The organism is Seonamhaeicola sp. ABD4_340, assembly GCF_056312135.1.
In genome coordinates this window covers 1870268-1886086 of sequence record NZ_CM149981.1, presented here as the reverse complement: position 1 = coordinate 1886086, position 15819 = coordinate 1870268, and the positions used below count along the sequence as shown (strand labels likewise).

The window sequence follows — 15819 nt, the reverse complement described above, 5'->3', positions numbered from 1 at the left end:
TGTTTTATTTTAAATTAATTGGTTTAAAGCAATTTCAAAAGCCGTAGCACTAACACCTGTTTTTTTTGCGTTTTTGCTATGCACTTTTTCTATTGCTTGTTTTATAATGTTTGATGTATCGTTAAAAATTGCGTCGTCTGTCATTTGCACTTTACGCTCCATAAAATATGCAAACACACGTGCCATTCCACAGTTTGAAATAAAATCTGGTATTAAACTAACACGAGAATCGGTATGCTCCATGATAGGGCCAAAAAATATTTCTTTATCTGCAAAAGGCACATTAGCACCACATGAAATGACTTCAAGACCACTATCAATCATTTCATCTATTTGATTTTTTGTTATTAATCTTGAAGCTGCACAAGGTGCAAATATTTCGGTATTAATAGACCAAATACGCTCATTAGCTTCTTTAAAAGGTATTAAATTATCAGCTTCAATTGTATTTCCTTTTTTTGAAAGAAAAAAGTTGCTTATTTCTTCAAATGCAAACCCTTCTTCATTTATAACACCGCCAACAATATCAATAATACCTACTATTTTAGCACCCATTTGCGACAAATAAAATGCGGCAGCTGCACCAACGTTACCAAAACCTTGTACAACAGCACGTTTTCCTTCTACATTGCCACCATAAATACTGTAATAATGCTTAACGGCTTCGGCAACACCAAAGCCAGTAATCATATCTGCAACTGTATATTTTTTTGCAACATCTGGTGAGTAAATTGGGTTTTCTAAAACCTTTATAACACCATGCCTTAATTGGCCTATTCTATTAATTTTATCAGCTTCGGTTGGTTTAAAGTGCCCTGTAAACACACCCTCTTGCGGATGCCAAACACCACTTTCTTCTGTAATTGGGATTACCTCGTGTATTTCATCAACATTTAAATCGCCACCAGTACCATAATAACTTTTTAGCAAAGGTGATACGGCAGCATACCAGCGTTCTAAAACGTCTTTTTTTCTTGGGTCTTTAGGATTGAAATTTATACCAGATTTAGCGCCACCAATTGCAGGACCAGAAACTGTAAATTTAATTTCCATTGTTTTGGCTAATGATAGCACTTCATTCATATCTAACCCTTGTCTCATGCGTGTTCCGCCACCTGCTGCACCGCCTCTAAGTGAGTTAATTACCACCCAGCCTTCGGCGTCAGTTTCGGCATCTTTCCAATTAAAAACTATTTCTGGTTTTTTGTTTTCGTATATTTTTAATAATTCTTTCATTTTTTTTTGTGTGAGAATTCAACTTAAGTTTTTAAATTTTTTTTGAAGTATAATTTAGTGCAGCTAAAGTTGAGTCATCTTAAAATGTTTCTTTAAATTATTAAAGTAACAAATATAAAAAACTTAGCTGCTTAAATATTAATTTTGGGTTATTTTTAAGAAAGGTATATTTTGCCCGAACTATGGTCTTTTTTAGCACCAGTTACGCTTTTTAGGCAGTTGTTTTGGTCTTGTAATTTTAAAACACCTAAAAGCCCAAAAATCAAGGCTTCTTTAAATTCAATGATTTCTTTTGAAGGCACGATAACTTCTGCCTTTGTAAACCCCTGAATTCTAGACAACAAAAAGCTATTATAAGCACCGCCACCAGTTAGCAAAACAGAACTATCACTACTATTTTTAATGACTTTTGAAACTTGAATAGCTATGTGCTCTACAAATGTTCTTAAAATAGTGCTTATATTTTTTTCTGAAGCATCAATTAAAGGTATAACATGTGTATTCACCCACTCTAAACCTAGTGATTTAGGCGCTTTTAAATTGTAAAATTCTAGTGCATTAAGCTGGTTTAATAAATTGTAATTAATTGCTCCTTTTGATGCAATTTGGCCTTTATCATCAAAATCTAAATTCAAAGTTTTAACATAATGATTAAGTACAATATTTACTGGGCAAACATCAAAAGCTACACGCTTATCATCAACTTGCGTTGAAATATTTGCAAAACCACCAAAGTTTAAGCAAAAGGTGTAATTTGAAAATAGCAAAGCATCTCCAATAGGTACTAATGGTGCGCCTTGTCCGCCAAGTTCAACATCTTGTACTCTAAAATCACACACAACATTAAAACCAATTTCTTTAGCTAATTTTGGTAAATTTCCTATTTGGTATGTTAATTTATTTTCTGGCTGATGTAAAGCCGTGTGCCCATGTGAACAAACCGCGTCAACATTTGTTATTTGGTGTTTATTTATAAAATGTCTAATTACAGACGCTAAATAGCTAGTATAATCTTCATCAATCACCCTTAACTCTTCAATATTTTTAGAAACCAAATCTTTTAACACCATTTTCCAAGTACTATTATACGGCATGGTTTCGGCTTGTAAAATATTGAAATGCCACTTTTTATCAAACGTAAAAGTGGTGTATATTAAGTCTATTCCGTCAAGCGATGTTCCAGACATTACCCCTATTACATTGTAGCTGTTTTTTATCATATTGACAAAAATATAATTTATCCTTAAAAATATCACATCAAAAATAGTATATTTGTCAATATTCGTTAATAAAATTTTTCAATAAGTTATGGATTTTACACTTTCCGAAGAACACAAAATGATTAGAGATGCTGCAAGAGAGTTTGCAAAAACCGAATTATTACCAGGTGTTATTGAAAGAGACAATAAGCAAGAATTCCCCGAAGAATTAGTGAAAAAAATGGCCAATTTAGGCTTTATGGGTATTATGGTAGACCCAAAATATGGAGGTAGCGGTATGGATACCATTTCGTATGTTTTAATCATGGAAGAGCTATCAAAAATTGATGCATCGGCATCTGTAATGGTTTCTGTAAACAACTCATTAGTTTGTTATGGCTTAGAGGCTTTCGGAACCGAAGAACAAAAACAAAAATATTTAACCAAACTAGCAAGCGGACAAAGTATTGGGGCTTTTTGCCTTAGTGAGCCCGAAGCTGGTAGTGATGCTACATCACAAAAAACAACTGCCATAGACAAGGGTGACCACTACTTGTTAAATGGAACAAAAAACTGGATTACAAACGGCGGTAGATCTGATATTTATCTGGTAATTGCGCAAACCGATAAAGAAAAAGGCCATAAAGGCATAAACGCTTTTATTGTTGAAAAAGGTATGGAAGGTTTCCACATTGGCCCAAAGGAAGACAAATTAGGCATTCGTGGAAGTGATACGCACACACTACAATTTAACGATGTAAAAGTACCTAAAGAAAATAGAATTGGCGAGGATGGTTTTGGTTTTAAATTTGCCATGAAAACTTTATCTGGCGGTCGTATTGGCATTGCTGCTCAAGCCCTTGGCATTGCCTCTGGCGCTTATGAACTTGCTTTAAAATATAGTAAAGAAAGAAAAGCTTTTGGCACCGAAATTGCCAACCATCAAGCTATTGCTTTTAAACTTGCAGATATGCACACAGATATTGAAGCCGCAAGAATGTTAGTTATGAAAGCCGCTTGGGATAAAGACCAAGGTAATAATTACGATAAATCTTCGGCAATGGCCAAATTAAATGCTTCAGACGTTGCCATGAAACACACCGTTGAAGCTGTACAAATTCACGGTGGCAATGGTTTTGTAAAAGAATATCATGTTGAGCGATTAATGCGAGATGCAAAAATAACACAGATTTATGAGGGTACTTCTGAAATACAAAAAATTGTTATTTCTAGAAGTGTTTTAAGAGATTAAACTAAAAATAGCTAACTAATTTCTAATAACAGTTAGCTGTTTTTATGCGTGCTGTAAGTTGCTTCTGTTTTGGTTTTTTTAATTTTAAAAAAACTAAACCACTACACCATAAGCTTTTAGTAATTCATTTTAATTACTAAAAGCTTTTTCTGTAAATAAAACATAACCTATTTTGTAAGAAGCCCATTATTTATCGACTGAACCAAAACATTTTTATACTTTTAAACGAAAATTAAAAAAATGCAAAAAACATATTACGATCCTGCCGACTTAAGAAAATTTGGAAAAATCACTGAATGGAGTGAAGAGTTAGGTAACAAATTTTTTGAATATTACGGCAAAGTGTTTGAAGAAGGCGCCTTAACAGCCCGTGAAAAAAGCCTTATTGCTCTTGCTGTTGCACATACCGAGCAATGCCCATATTGTATTGATGCCTACACAAAAGACGGGTTACAACGCGGTGTTACCAAAGAAGAAATGATGGAAGCCATACACGTTGGTGCTGCCATAAAAAGCGGCGCAACTTTAGTTCATGGTGTACAAATGATGAATAAAGTTAATAAACTGGAAATGTAAAATTGAATTACGAATTTAGATTTACCAATTTAAATTTAACACACATTTCAACACATCAATTGTATATCCCAAAATAGTAAATAGCAATAAATATGGCTACAAAATCTCTACATAAACGTGAAAGCCAATTAGCAAACAGTAACAAGCAATTAGAAATTCTTTCAAACGGCATTTTTCAAAGTGGTGAATTACCAACTTTTAAAGAAAAAATTGCTGAAACAAACCAATTTCCGCTGAAAGCTAAAAAACTAGAAATTTTACAAATAAATGTTGGTTATATGTGTAACCAAGTTTGTGAACATTGCCATGTTGATGCTGGCCCAGACCGACAAGAAATAATGACGCGTGAAACCATGCTACAATGTTTACACGTTATAAAAAACACTGGTGCACATACTTTAGATTTAACTGGTGGCGCGCCAGAAATGAATCCTAATTTTCGATGGTTTGTTGAAGAAGCCGCAAAAGCCGGTATTAAAGATTTTATTGTTCGCTCCAACCTAACAATTATTAGAGCCAACAAAAAATACCACGATTTACCAGAGTTTTTTAAAAAACATAATGTTCACGTAGTAAGTTCAATGCCACACTGGACCCGTGGAAAAACAGACAAACAGCGTGGTGATGGTGTTTTTGATAAATCTATTCAAGCATTAAAAGATTTAAATGCCATTGGCTACGGCATGCCAAACAGCAACTTAAAATTAGATTTGGTTTACAACCCATCAGGAGCCTTTTTACCCGGAGACCAAGCTGCTATGGAAAAAGATTTTAAAAAAGCCCTTATTGAAGATTTTGGCATTCAGTTTCATAATTTATTTGCAATCACCAACCTGCCAATTAGCCGTTTTTTAGATTATTTAATTGCTTCTGAAAATTATGAAGATTACATGTATCAGTTAGTTGATGCCTACAACCCAACAGCCGTTTCTAACGTTATGTGTACAAACACACTATCTGTAAGTTGGGATGGTTATTTATTTGATTGTGATTTTAATCAAATGCTAGCATTGCCCGTAAATAGTAAAGCTAAACATATTTCAGAATACAATGAGGCTCTTTTAGAAGGTAGAAACATTGTAATTTCGCAGCATTGTTATGGTTGTACCGCCGGTGCTGGCAGTAGCTGCCAAGGCTCAGTTGCTTAATTTTATTTTTATGAAACATCTAACATTTTTGCTTTTTACGCTAATATGCGCTTTTGGTTTTTCACAAAAAAAACTTGCAAAATTACTTAAGCAACATAATACAGAAAGCGTACCTTATACTTATGTTGATAGTTTAAAACCAACGGCAAATGTAATATTTTTAGATGCCCGAGAGTCTATTGAATTCAACACAAGCCATATAAAAAACGCCGTATTTGCTGGCTATAATAATTTTAATTTAGATAGTATTACGGCAAAACTTCCTAACAAAAAATCAAAAATTGTTGTGTATTGTTCACTAGGCATACGATCTGAAGACATTGCTGAAAAACTTCAAAAAATAGGCTATACTAACGTTTATAACCTTTATGGCGGTATTTTTGAATGGACAAACCACGGGAATCCTGTTTTTAATTCCGAAGAAAAAGAAACTGAAAACGTTCATGCATTTTCAAAAGCATGGAGTAAATGGCTAAAAAAAGGCACTAAAATTTATGAGTAAAGAACTAATTATTGTTTTTGTGAAAAACGCCCAACTTGGTAAAGTAAAAACTAGGCTCGCAAAAACCATAGGCAACCAAAACGCTCTTTATATTTACAATGCATTGGTTGACATAACAAAAAATGCCATTAAAAACGTAAATATTAGTAAGCGCATTTATTTTTCTGAAACTATTGAAGACAATAAGTGGCCAAATGCCGAAACCTATGTACAAAAGGGCCTTAATTTAGGGCAACGCATGCAAAATGCCTTTGAGCAGGCATTTGCCGATGGCTTTAAACGCGTTGTTTTAATAGGCTCAGATTTACCCGACATTAACCAGAACCACATAAAAAATGCGTTGGAAAAACTAAAAAACAACACCAGTGTTTTTGGGCCTGCTCATGATGGCGGTTACTACCTAATTGGCTTAAATAAAAACACACCTTTAGTGTTTAAAAACAAACCTTGGAGTGAGCCAAATTTGCTACAAGAAACCATTACAGAATTACAAGAAAATAATATAACATTTAGTACTTTAGAAACTTTAAACGATATTGACACGTTTGAGGATTTAAAAACATCAAACTTTTACAAACTAAATGTAAAATTACAAGAAAAACTTAAAAAACAATCATGTTAAAATATATAGAAGAAACCGCAGAATATCTTGAAGAAAAAGGCTTTAAATCTCCTGAAGTAGGTATTATTTTAGGCACAGGTTTAGGGCAGTTACTTAATGATATTGAAATTTTAAAAGAGGTTAGTTATAATCATATTCCTAATTTTCCAACAGCAACAGTAGAGTTTCACAAAGGCAAATTAATTTATGGTAATTTAGAAGGTAAAAAAGTAATTGTAATGCAAGGGCGTTTTCATTTGTATGAAGGCTACACGTTACAAGATGTTACATTTCCTGTTAGAATTATGGAAAAACTAGGCATTAAAACCCTTTTAGTGTCTAATGCTGCCGGAGCTATCAATTTGAATTTCAAAAAAGGTGAACTCATGTTGATTGATGACCATATAAATCTTCAAGGTAGCTCTCCACTAGCCTTTAAAGGCGTATCGCTTTTAGGCGAACGTTTTACTGATATGAGCGCACCTTATGACAAAAAATTAAACAATACTTTTACAAGCATAGCAAAAACCCACAATATTACACTACATAAGGGTGTTTACGCATCGGTAGTTGGCCCTCAACTAGAAACTAGAGCAGAATACCGTATGCTAAAAATTATAGGCGCAGATGCCGTTGGCATGAGTACTGTGCCAGAAATTATTGTTGCCAACCACTTGAATTTAAAGGTAGCTGCGGTGTCAGTTTTAACCGATGAATGCGATCCAGATAACCTAGAACCTGTAAACATTGATGATATTATAGCCAATGCTGCCAAAGCAGAGCCTAATATGATTACTTTGTTTAAAGAATTAATAAAAACACTATAGAATATTTGCAGTGTATTTTTTTTAGTGTGTAAAAATCACCAAAACGCCTGCAACTGAATACTGAAAACATGAGTTACTTAGAAACCACAAAAGACGTATATAAAGAGGCCGCATTAACACCCGATGTTGGTTTGTGCTGCACCACCAATCCTATTTGGGAATTACCAGGATTAAAAATTCCTAAAATAATGCAAGAAATGAATTACGGTTGTGGGTCAACAGTACACGCCCGAGATTTATCAAACAACCCAAAAATGTTATATGTTGGCGTTGGTGGCGGTATGGAATTATTACAATTTTCCTATTTCAACAGAGAAAAAGGCGGCGTAATTGGTATAGATGTGGTTGATGAAATGTTAGAGGCCTCACGTAAAAATTTCATTGAAGCCGAAACACAAAACCCTTGGTTTAAAAGTGAGTTTGTAGATTTACGAAAAGGCGACGCCCTAAATTTACCTGTTGAAGATAACACTATTGATGTAGCTGCCCAAAATTGCTTGTTTAATATTTTTAAAGAAGATGATTTAAAAAAAGCCATTGCCGAAATGTACCGTGTTTTAAAACCACACGGACGCTTAGTAATGAGCGACCCTACCTGTGAGCAACCCATGAACAACAATTTACGTAATGACGAACGCCTAAGAGCCCTTTGCCTTAGTGGAAGTTTGCCAATAAAAGACTACGTAAAAATGTTAACCGATGCTGGTTTTGGCACTATTGAAATTAGAGCCAGAAAACCTTACAGAATATTAAGCCCCAAAGATTATGATACTAATGAATTAATTTACATTGAATCTATTGAAGTGGCAGCTATTAAAGACCCAATGCCTGCTGATGGCCCATGTATATTTACAGGAAAGGCGGCTATTTATTTTGGCGAAGATGATTTCTTTGATGATAAAGCAGGCCATATTTTACTAAAAAATCAGCCATTGGCTATTTGTGACAAAACTGCTGGCGCTTTAGCGAAACTTAATAGAGATGATATTTTTATAAGCAAATCTACTTACCATTATGATGGCGGTGGTTGCTGCTAAAAACACATTTATGACTCGTATTATCACGTTATTTTTTTGTGTAGCCTGCATGTTTTCTTGTAAAACAAAAAAGCAAGCTATAGCAACAAAAAACACTAACAAATCAATTGTACATACAGTTAAACAGCAAGATACTGTCTCTAAAAATATTAAAAAGCCAACCAATCAAGATACTATTGCTACTACATTTAAGCAGGTTTTAAGAAAAAGAACATATAGTACGCACCAGCTATGGAATGAGCTTTTAGAAAAGCATGTTTCAAAAAATGGAAATGTTAATTACAAAGGATTTAAAGAAGACCAAAAAGATTTTTATGGATATTTATATACTTTAAGTTTAATATATAAGCATGAAAACTTTAAAACAATAACAAAAGAAGAAAAACTTGCCTTTTGGATAAACGCCTACAATGCTTTTACTGTTGATTTAATTTTACGTAATTACCCCATTAAAAGTATTAAAGACATCAAAAACCCTTGGAAACAACGCCATTGGAAACTTGGAAATAAATGGTACAATTTAGACGAAATAGAACATCAAATTTTACGTAAAATGAATGAACCTAGAATTCATTTTGCTATAAATTGTGCTTCAATTTCATGCCCTAAATTGCAAAATAAAGCGTTTACTTCTCAAAATTTAGAAGCACAGTTAACCAATGCTACAAAAGCATTTTTATTAGATACCTCTAAAAACAACATTTCAGAAAACACTATTCAAATTTCAAAAATATTTCAGTGGTTTGCTAAAGATTTTAAGCAAAATGGTTCGTTAATAGATTTTTTAAACACTTACTCAACAGTTCAAATTTCGGCTAATGCCAAAAAAAGTTTTTTAGATTATAACTGGCATTTAAATGAATAACGTTTCAATAATAATACCTACTTTAAACGAAGAAGCTTTTATTGAAAAATTGTTAAATCATCTGCTTCAAAATGCTTCAATAGAAAACATAAAAGACATTTTAATAATTGATGGCGGCAGTACCGACAACACAGAACATCTTGTTAGAAAAGTTATTAAAACACAGGATCTAAGCAACATTAAATTTATTACTTCAAAAAAAGGGCGCGCCAAACAAATGAACACAGGTGCTAAACATGCAACAGCATCTGTTTTATATTTTTTACACGCCGATTCTTTTCCGCCTAAAAACTTTGACAAACTCATAATAAGTGAGGTTGAAAAAGGCAATGAAGCCGGCTGTTTTAAAATGAAGTTTAACAGCCAGCATTGGTGGCTAAAATTTACGGGTTGGCTAACACAATTTTCATGGAAAAGCGCTCGTGGTGGCGACCAAAGTTTGTTTGTAACCACAACACTTTTTAATACTATTGGTGGTTTTAATGAGCGTTTTGTTATTTATGAAGACAATGATTTTATTGCCAAACTTTACCAACAAAAACAATTTGTGGTTATACAAAAATGGCTAACAACATCACCAAGGCGCTATAATAAAAATGGTGTTTGGCGCTTGCAATATCATTTTTTAAACATTCACTTAAAAAAATGGCTTGGTGCTAATGCCGAAACATTAAACAACTACTATTTAAAGCATGTAGCTGTTAAAAAATAGCAAAAAAGCATGTAACAAAATGTTAATTAGGCAGTCGTGTTTTTGTAATGTTTTATTTTCATAACAAAATCAAAAAACATGAAATATTTAACTTTAGGAATTGTGTGCTTAATCACCATAACAAACGCCTTTTCACAACAATCTATTAGCGCTAAACTTATAGATTCAACTACACAAAAACCCATACCTTATGCCAATATAAGCTATAGTAAAAATGCGGGTGTTATTAGTAATGCTAATGGTGTTTTTCAAATTCATTTTAAAAAAGATTTAAACAATAAAGACTCTATTTTTATAAGTTGCATGGGCTACAAAACCAAAGCTATAGCAGCAAAAACTTTTACAGATAGCATTTTAACTTTAGCACCAAAATCTATTGCATTAGATGAAGTTTTGGTTTCAAATAAAAACTACACAGCCGAAGAAATTATTGAAAAAGCTAACCAAAATTTAAACAAAAACTACCAGCAAAACTACACTAAAAGCAGGTTGTTTTTTAGAGAATCGCATTTTAATAATATTACAAAAAACAGCATAAATGTAAAAGAAACTTCTATACCTGAATTTAACCAGAAATTTATGGATAGCATTATGGAGTTGATGCCCAAAAAAGCCTCAGACCACGTTGAGTTTTTAGGTGATTTATATAGAAATTCAAACAGTGAACCCACTGAAAAATTAGACATTATTAAAGCTTCGCATTTATACGATAAAAATTTAGAAGTCTCTTTTGATGGTTTAGAGACTCGTTTTAATGCCATTTTTAGAAAGCATGTTAAACGCGATTCGTATTTTAAAATTAAATCTGGCATTTTTGGCACAAAAGAAGACATAGACTCTTCATTATTTGACAGTGAAGAAAACAAAAAAGAAAAAGAAAAAACAGAAGCTTTTATAGAAGCACAAAAAAAGAAGGAAACAGAACGCAAAAAACACTTTTTAAAACATAGAAAACAAACCATTACTGCCTTAGAAAAAGCAAGTTTTACTTTTGAAGATTCTCACCTCAACTTTTTAGAAAAACCAAAAAAATACAATTTTGAGATACTAGACTATCTTTTCATTGGAGATGCTTTTGCTTACAAAATTAGTTTTGAACCTAAACGAAGTGCAGATTACAAAGGAATTATTTACGTAAACACTGATGATTTTGCCATAATTAGAGTAGATTACCAAAACGTAAAACCACTTAAAAACTTTAGGTTATTAGGCATTTCTTATCAAGAAAAAATACATAAAGGCACTTTAATTTATGCAAAAAACAACACTGGTATTTACACACTTAAATATGCTGAATCTTTTAACAACATGAATTTTGGTATAAAACGACCTTTAAAAATTATTGAAAAAAACAAACATGTAAAAGGGAGAAGAAAGCAAAACGAATTATCTACAGACATACATTTTATAATGTCTAACAGCACTAAAAAAGAATTGGTTGTATTTGAAAATCACACCATTTCCAATACTGATTTTAATTCTTTTGAAGAAAAACCAAATGTAACACCAACCTATTTACCAGATTACGACCCTAAATTTTGGGAAGGCTACAATGTTATTGAGCCAAACCAAGCTATTAAAAACTTTAAGAGCATTGAGTAGTTAACTAATTTTTTTTTAAAAATTTATTGAATAATAAGAAAATATTATTTCTACTTAGGCTTCTGTTTTTCATCTTTTTTAGGCATTGGCCCTCTTAAATGAATTACGAGGCCATTAAGAAAGTTTCTTAAAATTTGATCGCCACATTCCATATACTTGGGGTGATCTTCTCGCCTAAAGAAAGCACTTAACTCACTTTTAGAAACTCTAAAATCTACAAGTGATAAAATTTTAATAATATCATCATCTCGTAATTGTAATGCAACTCGTAATTTCTTTAAAACATCGTTATTGGTCATAGTATTTGTTTTCGCTATTTAAAAATAGTTATCATTGTTTTTTATACAATACTTGGTAAATGTAAACAAAACAACGTTACATTTAAACTACCACGATTAGTTAGTACTAATAAAATAGATGAATTAAAGCTTTATACAGAAAGAATCACTTACTTATTTCTACCCGTTTCATTTGGGTATAAACTTGGTAAATTATCACTTTGCCATACCTTTTTACTATCAATATCCATGGCTGATAATTTCCCTTTAAAAGCTGCACCTGTATCTACATTCCAGATGTTAGCGGCATTCATAGGTTTTTCAATATTAAAATTGGTTGTTGGTGTGTGGCCAATATAAATTTCGTTATAATGTTGTAAGCGTTTAGGGTAGTATTTTGATGATTCTTCTAAATCATCACCCATTGCTAGAGCCATTTCCCAAAGCGATCTGTCTATGTAAAAATTAGATTTATGAGGTTCTTTTTCAACACCGTGCTGTGATGTAAAGCCAGCGTGCAAAAACAACCTGTTATCATCATCTAAATAATATAATGGCATGTTTTTTAAAAACTTTAAATGCTCCTTTTTCTGCTGAGGTGTAAAACTGGTATAACTTTCAATGGTTTCTTTACCACCATGCATATACCACGTTTTGTTTACGCCTTTTGAGTTTAGCCAATTTTCACACCAAACATCATGATTTCCTTTTATAAAAATGCAATTTATTTTTTCAGACAATTCAATTAACAACTGAATTACATGCGCAGATTCACTCCAACCATCAACATAATCGCCCATAAAAATAAGGGTGTCCTCTTCTTTTATTTCTATTTTATTTAATACCTGAATTAAAGCCTGTAAACCTCCGTGAATATCTCCTATTGCAATAGTACGCGCCATTTTATAATACTTTTCTGCAAAACTATAGCAGAATTATAAAAAACAATGCTTTTTTAAAGTTAAGATTTAATTAAAAATATTGACCAATACCAAACACAAGCCCTTGCGAAGCATTTTGGGTAAGCCCAAAACCATAGTCAATTCTAAAAACCGCATTAAATATTTTTTTATGAATAAACCTAAGCCCTAACCCAGAATATACTTTAACATTATCACTGTTTGTAAAATCACTTAATGTACCGCCTGGGTTACGCCATGTACCACTATCTACAAATATATTACTTTGTAGGGCCACATTTTTTTTATCAATTAAAGTATGCCGATATTCAGTATTAAAAACTATAGCGCCTGTACCTCTATCAATGGTGTTACCAACACCTCTAATGTTTATATTATTATCTACTGAAAAAGGTGCAAAAGGTGTATTATCATTTTGTGATAAGCCAACACGCATTCTGTTTGCCCAATTACCTTTTTTGCCTACACGTTTAAAATAGAAAAAATCATTCCAAGTGATAAAAAAATTAGGCAGTTCACTATTGGTTGCTGTAACGTACTGAAAGTTAAACAAACTTCTAAACCCAGAAACATATTGGTAATGGTAGCTTAAATTATTGAATTCATAAATTAACTTTGCCAACCATTTATTTACTTCTAAGCTTTGTGGCACAACATTGCTTGTTGCACCAGCAACGTAATTATAATCTTCACTAAAATAGGTTGCACCAAGCTCAATCCTGTTTTTAAAATTAATTTTATAAAGTCCTAAAACCTCAACAGACTCGTTATTATACCTATAATCTGCAGAACTGTTATTAAAAAATACAGGCTCTAAAGTTGTTAAATCTTGTAAATTTACGGCTAGCCCAAATTTATTTGAAAACAAAAAAGGCGCTCTAAAATTTATGGCATAAGAATCATAAATATCATGCTGATAAAAAGCACCTAAACCAATATTTTGTCCTAATAAATTAAATTCTGTAAGACCAATTCTAAAAGCAAATTCGCCATTATTTGTAGTATAAATACTGGGTGAAGGTATTAAAGTGAAGCTTTCTTCAATATTAAAAACAACGTTATAATTTCCTGTTTCAGTTTTATAAACTTGATAATACGCGTGTGACACTGAAGGTAATCTTTTTAAAAACTCTACATCTTGATTTAGTTGTAAAGAATCTAACACACCACCAGCTTTAACTGTGCTTATTTTTTTAACAAAAGCTGTTTTAAGCCTTTTATTACCTTGTACTATTACATTATTAACATACCCCTGTGCGCTAATTTTAGCACATAAAAATAATACGCATAATACAAGAAAAGGTCTCATTAATTTGCTACAAAAGAAGAACTACTCACCGTGTTTACCCAATTATCTAAACTCACATCCATTACAATAAAATTATAGGTGTTATTAGACACTAAGTTTGGTGGCGTTCCGTTAGTTACATTCAAAACTACATTATTTAATTTATAATATTGAAAATTATTTTCGTTTGTATAAGTTCCAGAAAGGAATTCAGAATTTTGTGTAGTTACAACCTGAAAAAATATAGCGTTTAATGCTTCATCAATAACAGGCCAACTAAACTGCGGCATACCAATTTGCTCTTGGTTTATTGTTACAGTATTATTCCAATTTGTTGGTTGCGAAAACACTTTTGAACGAATAGGTGATGAAATTTTAACAGTATCATCAACCATATAAACCACCACAAACCAATTTACTGTAGAGCGTACTTTAAATTGCTGCAATGTACCATCAATAAAGGATTGCGCTACCGCTTTTATAAATTGGTATTTTGAAAAATCGTTACCATCAGTACCATCCGATTGGTATAATTTAAAATCTTTAGCACCAGCTTCAGGATAAAAATATACATTTATTAATCCTGCGGAAACCTCATCACTAGCGGCACAAGCAATAACATTATCTTTAATAAATTTTTTGTTTGCAATAAATGTTGAAAGTATGGCTTCTTCATCTGCCACTAAAAAAGCGTTATCATCACTATAACAGCTTACCATAAACAACACTAAAATTGTGTATGCTATTTTTTTCATTCGAATTTTTTAAAATATGTACTTATTAATTTTTCAGCAGGTTTGTTTTGTGGTGTAAACATATGGTTTTGCGCTCCGCCAACTTGCTCATGGTTTACAAACCATTTCCAAACAAAACCACCTGCAAACCACTCTTTATGCCAAAAGGTTTCAAAAAGTGCTTTTGTGGTATTTACTTGTGCCTCTAAATTAACGCCTTGTATGCTTCGTTCACTTTTCCATGGTTCTTTACCTGAAAAATCTACACTTCGGTAACCAAACTCTGTAAATAAAACAGGTTTATTAAATGCCTTTTGCTTTGCTATAATTTCGGGCAAATGGTTATTCCAACCTTCCATAGCATCTTCAAAAGTTGGCGTTTTAACATCGCTTACCGGGAAATAAGCATCAATACCAATAAAATCTAATGCGCCCCAAAACGGTGTGCGTTTAAACTCATCCCAATTGGCTGCATAGGTTAATTTTCCTTTGTAAACCGTTTTAATTTTTTTTATAAGTTGAAACCAAAAGTTAGGCCTATTTTTTATAAATGTTTCTAATTCTGTTCCAATACAAAAAATATCGGCATTTACCTCTTCGGCTAAAACGGCGTATTCTAAAATAAATTTTGAATATGATGTTTCAAAAGCCTTCCAATTTTCTTCCGAAGTCATTTTAATAAACCCCGTAAACTCACCATGCCAAACCCAAATTTGAGGTTTTATCATTATTTTTATATGGTGTTTTTGTAGTGTTTCAACATATTGTTTTACACCTTTTGCGGTTTCACCAAACCATTGCCTATTGGCGTTATAGGTTAACGTTGTACTGTTTAAACTTTTTACAAAGCCAAAAGGCATTACAGCCGCATAATTAGCATTTAGTTTTACAACCGGATTTACATGAGTTTTATTCACAGCATTTCTAGACGCCACAAAACTAACACCATTTATTTTTTCAACTTGTGCTGTGCAAGATTGCAGCAACAGCAATAAAATTAGGAGCTTATATGTTTTCATTTTAAAAATATACAGCTCCTAAA

Annotated in this window: 17 protein-coding genes; 10 read left to right on the top strand and 7 right to left on the bottom strand. The window is 32.4% G+C overall.

The annotated features are described in order from the left end of the window. Positions 1 to 9 precede the first annotated feature (9 nt). Both ACYX4H_RS08165 and ACYX4H_RS08160 read right to left on the bottom strand, forming a co-directional pair. Positions 10 to 1236, bottom strand: a complete 1227-nt coding sequence (locus ACYX4H_RS08165; RefSeq protein ID WP_476235769.1) for a Glu/Leu/Phe/Val dehydrogenase dimerization domain-containing protein — start codon at positions 1234 to 1236, stop codon at positions 10 to 12. 155 nt (positions 1237 to 1391) lie between these two features. Continuing rightward, positions 1392 to 2456 carry an anhydro-N-acetylmuramic acid kinase gene (locus ACYX4H_RS08160; RefSeq protein WP_476235768.1) on the bottom strand — a complete coding sequence of 355 codons (1065 nt, stop codon included), beginning with the start codon at positions 2454 to 2456 and terminating at the stop codon, positions 1392 to 1394. Positions 2457 to 2544: 88 nt separating this feature from the next. On the opposite strand from ACYX4H_RS08160, the gene ACYX4H_RS08155 reads away from it, so the two are divergent. The 10 genes from ACYX4H_RS08155 to ACYX4H_RS08110 all read left to right on the top strand — a co-directional run bounded on the left by ACYX4H_RS08155 (position 2545) and on the right by ACYX4H_RS08110 (position 11557). Next, positions 2545 to 3687 (top strand): acyl-CoA dehydrogenase, encoded by a 1143-nt coding sequence (locus ACYX4H_RS08155; RefSeq protein ID WP_476235767.1) that lies wholly within the window; start codon positions 2545 to 2547, stop codon positions 3685 to 3687. 240 nt (positions 3688 to 3927) lie between these two features. Then, entirely contained in the window at positions 3928 to 4263 is a 336-nt protein-coding gene (locus ACYX4H_RS08150; RefSeq protein WP_475294538.1) for an arsenosugar biosynthesis-associated peroxidase-like protein, read from the top strand. A gap of 92 nt (positions 4264 to 4355) precedes the next feature. Further along, on the top strand, positions 4356 to 5411 hold the full coding sequence (gene arsS / locus ACYX4H_RS08145; protein WP_476235766.1) for an arsenosugar biosynthesis radical SAM (seleno)protein ArsS: 1056 nt from the start codon (positions 4356 to 4358) through the stop codon (positions 5409 to 5411). Positions 5412 to 5421: 10 nt separating this feature from the next. After that, positions 5422 to 5913 carry a rhodanese-like domain-containing protein gene (locus ACYX4H_RS08140; RefSeq protein WP_476235765.1) on the top strand — a complete coding sequence of 164 codons (492 nt, stop codon included), beginning with the start codon at positions 5422 to 5424 and terminating at the stop codon, positions 5911 to 5913. Then, positions 5906 to 6535, top strand: a complete 630-nt coding sequence (locus ACYX4H_RS08135; protein ID WP_476235764.1) for a TIGR04282 family arsenosugar biosynthesis glycosyltransferase — start codon at positions 5906 to 5908, stop codon at positions 6533 to 6535. The genes ACYX4H_RS08140 and ACYX4H_RS08135 overlap by 8 nt, the downstream gene beginning before the upstream one ends. Further along, positions 6529 to 7341: a purine-nucleoside phosphorylase gene (locus ACYX4H_RS08130; RefSeq protein WP_475294542.1), complete on the top strand. Its 813-nt coding sequence runs from the start codon at positions 6529 to 6531 to the stop codon at positions 7339 to 7341. The genes ACYX4H_RS08135 and ACYX4H_RS08130 overlap by 7 nt, the downstream gene beginning before the upstream one ends. Before the next feature lie 68 nt (positions 7342 to 7409). Continuing rightward, complete coding sequence (arsM, locus tag ACYX4H_RS08125; RefSeq protein WP_476235763.1) at positions 7410 to 8378, top strand: arsenosugar biosynthesis arsenite methyltransferase ArsM; 969 nt, start codon at positions 7410 to 7412, stop codon at positions 8376 to 8378. Positions 8379 to 8388: 10 nt separating this feature from the next. Beyond that, a complete protein-coding gene (locus tag ACYX4H_RS08120) occupies positions 8389 to 9243 on the top strand; it encodes a DUF547 domain-containing protein (RefSeq protein WP_476235762.1) in 855 nt (284 codons plus the stop codon). Next, positions 9236 to 9955 (top strand): TIGR04283 family arsenosugar biosynthesis glycosyltransferase, encoded by a 720-nt coding sequence (locus ACYX4H_RS08115; protein WP_476235761.1) that lies wholly within the window; start codon positions 9236 to 9238, stop codon positions 9953 to 9955. Before ACYX4H_RS08120 ends, ACYX4H_RS08115 begins: the two co-directional genes overlap by 8 nt. A 78-nt stretch (positions 9956 to 10033) precedes the next feature. Further along, the gene (locus ACYX4H_RS08110; protein WP_476235760.1) at positions 10034 to 11557 is read left to right on the top strand and encodes a carboxypeptidase-like regulatory domain-containing protein; all 1524 of its coding nucleotides are present in this window, start codon (positions 10034 to 10036) and stop codon (positions 11555 to 11557) included. Between the two features lie 50 nt (positions 11558 to 11607). Here ACYX4H_RS08110 and ACYX4H_RS08105 read toward each other — a convergent pair whose 3' ends face one another. From ACYX4H_RS08105 to ACYX4H_RS08085, 5 genes are all read right to left on the bottom strand, one after another. Then, the gene (locus ACYX4H_RS08105; protein ID WP_476235759.1) at positions 11608 to 11856 is read right to left on the bottom strand and encodes a DUF1456 family protein; all 249 of its coding nucleotides are present in this window, start codon (positions 11854 to 11856) and stop codon (positions 11608 to 11610) included. A 149-nt stretch (positions 11857 to 12005) separates the two neighbouring features. Continuing rightward, positions 12006 to 12737: a metallophosphoesterase family protein gene (locus tag ACYX4H_RS08100; RefSeq protein ID WP_475294548.1), complete on the bottom strand. Its 732-nt coding sequence runs from the start codon at positions 12735 to 12737 to the stop codon at positions 12006 to 12008. A 70-nt stretch (positions 12738 to 12807) separates the two neighbouring features. Beyond that, positions 12808 to 14064: a POTRA domain-containing protein gene (locus tag ACYX4H_RS08095; protein WP_476235758.1), complete on the bottom strand. Its 1257-nt coding sequence runs from the start codon at positions 14062 to 14064 to the stop codon at positions 12808 to 12810. After that, positions 14064 to 14798 (bottom strand): hypothetical protein, encoded by a 735-nt coding sequence (locus ACYX4H_RS08090; protein ID WP_476235757.1) that lies wholly within the window; start codon positions 14796 to 14798, stop codon positions 14064 to 14066. The genes ACYX4H_RS08095 and ACYX4H_RS08090 overlap by 1 nt, the downstream gene beginning before the upstream one ends. Continuing rightward, positions 14795 to 15796 carry a glycoside hydrolase family 113 gene (locus ACYX4H_RS08085; RefSeq protein WP_476235756.1) on the bottom strand — a complete coding sequence of 334 codons (1002 nt, stop codon included), beginning with the start codon at positions 15794 to 15796 and terminating at the stop codon, positions 14795 to 14797. Before ACYX4H_RS08085 ends, ACYX4H_RS08090 begins: the two co-directional genes overlap by 4 nt. Positions 15797 to 15819: the final 23 nt, after the last annotated feature.

Bases quoted from the DNA above. Each gene is read 5' to 3' on its own strand.
- ACYX4H_RS08165 (WP_476235769.1), bottom strand. From the start codon at position 1,236: ATGAAAGAATTATTAAAAATATACGAAAACAAAAAACCAGAAATAGTT.
- ACYX4H_RS08160 (WP_476235768.1), bottom strand. From the start codon at position 2,456: ATGATAAAAAACAGCTACAATGTAATAGGGGTAATGTCTGGAACATCG.
- ACYX4H_RS08155 (WP_476235767.1), top strand. From the start codon at position 2,545: ATGGATTTTACACTTTCCGAAGAACACAAAATGATTAGAGATGCTGCA.
- ACYX4H_RS08150 (WP_475294538.1), top strand. From the start codon at position 3,928: ATGCAAAAAACATATTACGATCCTGCCGACTTAAGAAAATTTGGAAAA.
- arsS (WP_476235766.1), top strand. From the start codon at position 4,356: ATGGCTACAAAATCTCTACATAAACGTGAAAGCCAATTAGCAAACAGT.
- ACYX4H_RS08140 (WP_476235765.1), top strand. From the start codon at position 5,422: ATGAAACATCTAACATTTTTGCTTTTTACGCTAATATGCGCTTTTGGT.
- ACYX4H_RS08135 (WP_476235764.1), top strand. From the start codon at position 5,906: ATGAGTAAAGAACTAATTATTGTTTTTGTGAAAAACGCCCAACTTGGT.
- ACYX4H_RS08130 (WP_475294542.1), top strand. From the start codon at position 6,529: ATGTTAAAATATATAGAAGAAACCGCAGAATATCTTGAAGAAAAAGGC.
- arsM (WP_476235763.1), top strand. From the start codon at position 7,410: ATGAGTTACTTAGAAACCACAAAAGACGTATATAAAGAGGCCGCATTA.
- ACYX4H_RS08120 (WP_476235762.1), top strand. From the start codon at position 8,389: ATGACTCGTATTATCACGTTATTTTTTTGTGTAGCCTGCATGTTTTCT.
- ACYX4H_RS08115 (WP_476235761.1), top strand. From the start codon at position 9,236: ATGAATAACGTTTCAATAATAATACCTACTTTAAACGAAGAAGCTTTT.
- ACYX4H_RS08110 (WP_476235760.1), top strand. From the start codon at position 10,034: ATGAAATATTTAACTTTAGGAATTGTGTGCTTAATCACCATAACAAAC.
- ACYX4H_RS08105 (WP_476235759.1), bottom strand. From the start codon at position 11,856: ATGACCAATAACGATGTTTTAAAGAAATTACGAGTTGCATTACAATTA.
- ACYX4H_RS08100 (WP_475294548.1), bottom strand. From the start codon at position 12,737: ATGGCGCGTACTATTGCAATAGGAGATATTCACGGAGGTTTACAGGCT.
- ACYX4H_RS08095 (WP_476235758.1), bottom strand. From the start codon at position 14,064: ATGAGACCTTTTCTTGTATTATGCGTATTATTTTTATGTGCTAAAATT.
- ACYX4H_RS08090 (WP_476235757.1), bottom strand. From the start codon at position 14,798: ATGAAAAAAATAGCATACACAATTTTAGTGTTGTTTATGGTAAGCTGT.
- ACYX4H_RS08085 (WP_476235756.1), bottom strand. From the start codon at position 15,796: ATGAAAACATATAAGCTCCTAATTTTATTGCTGTTGCTGCAATCTTGC.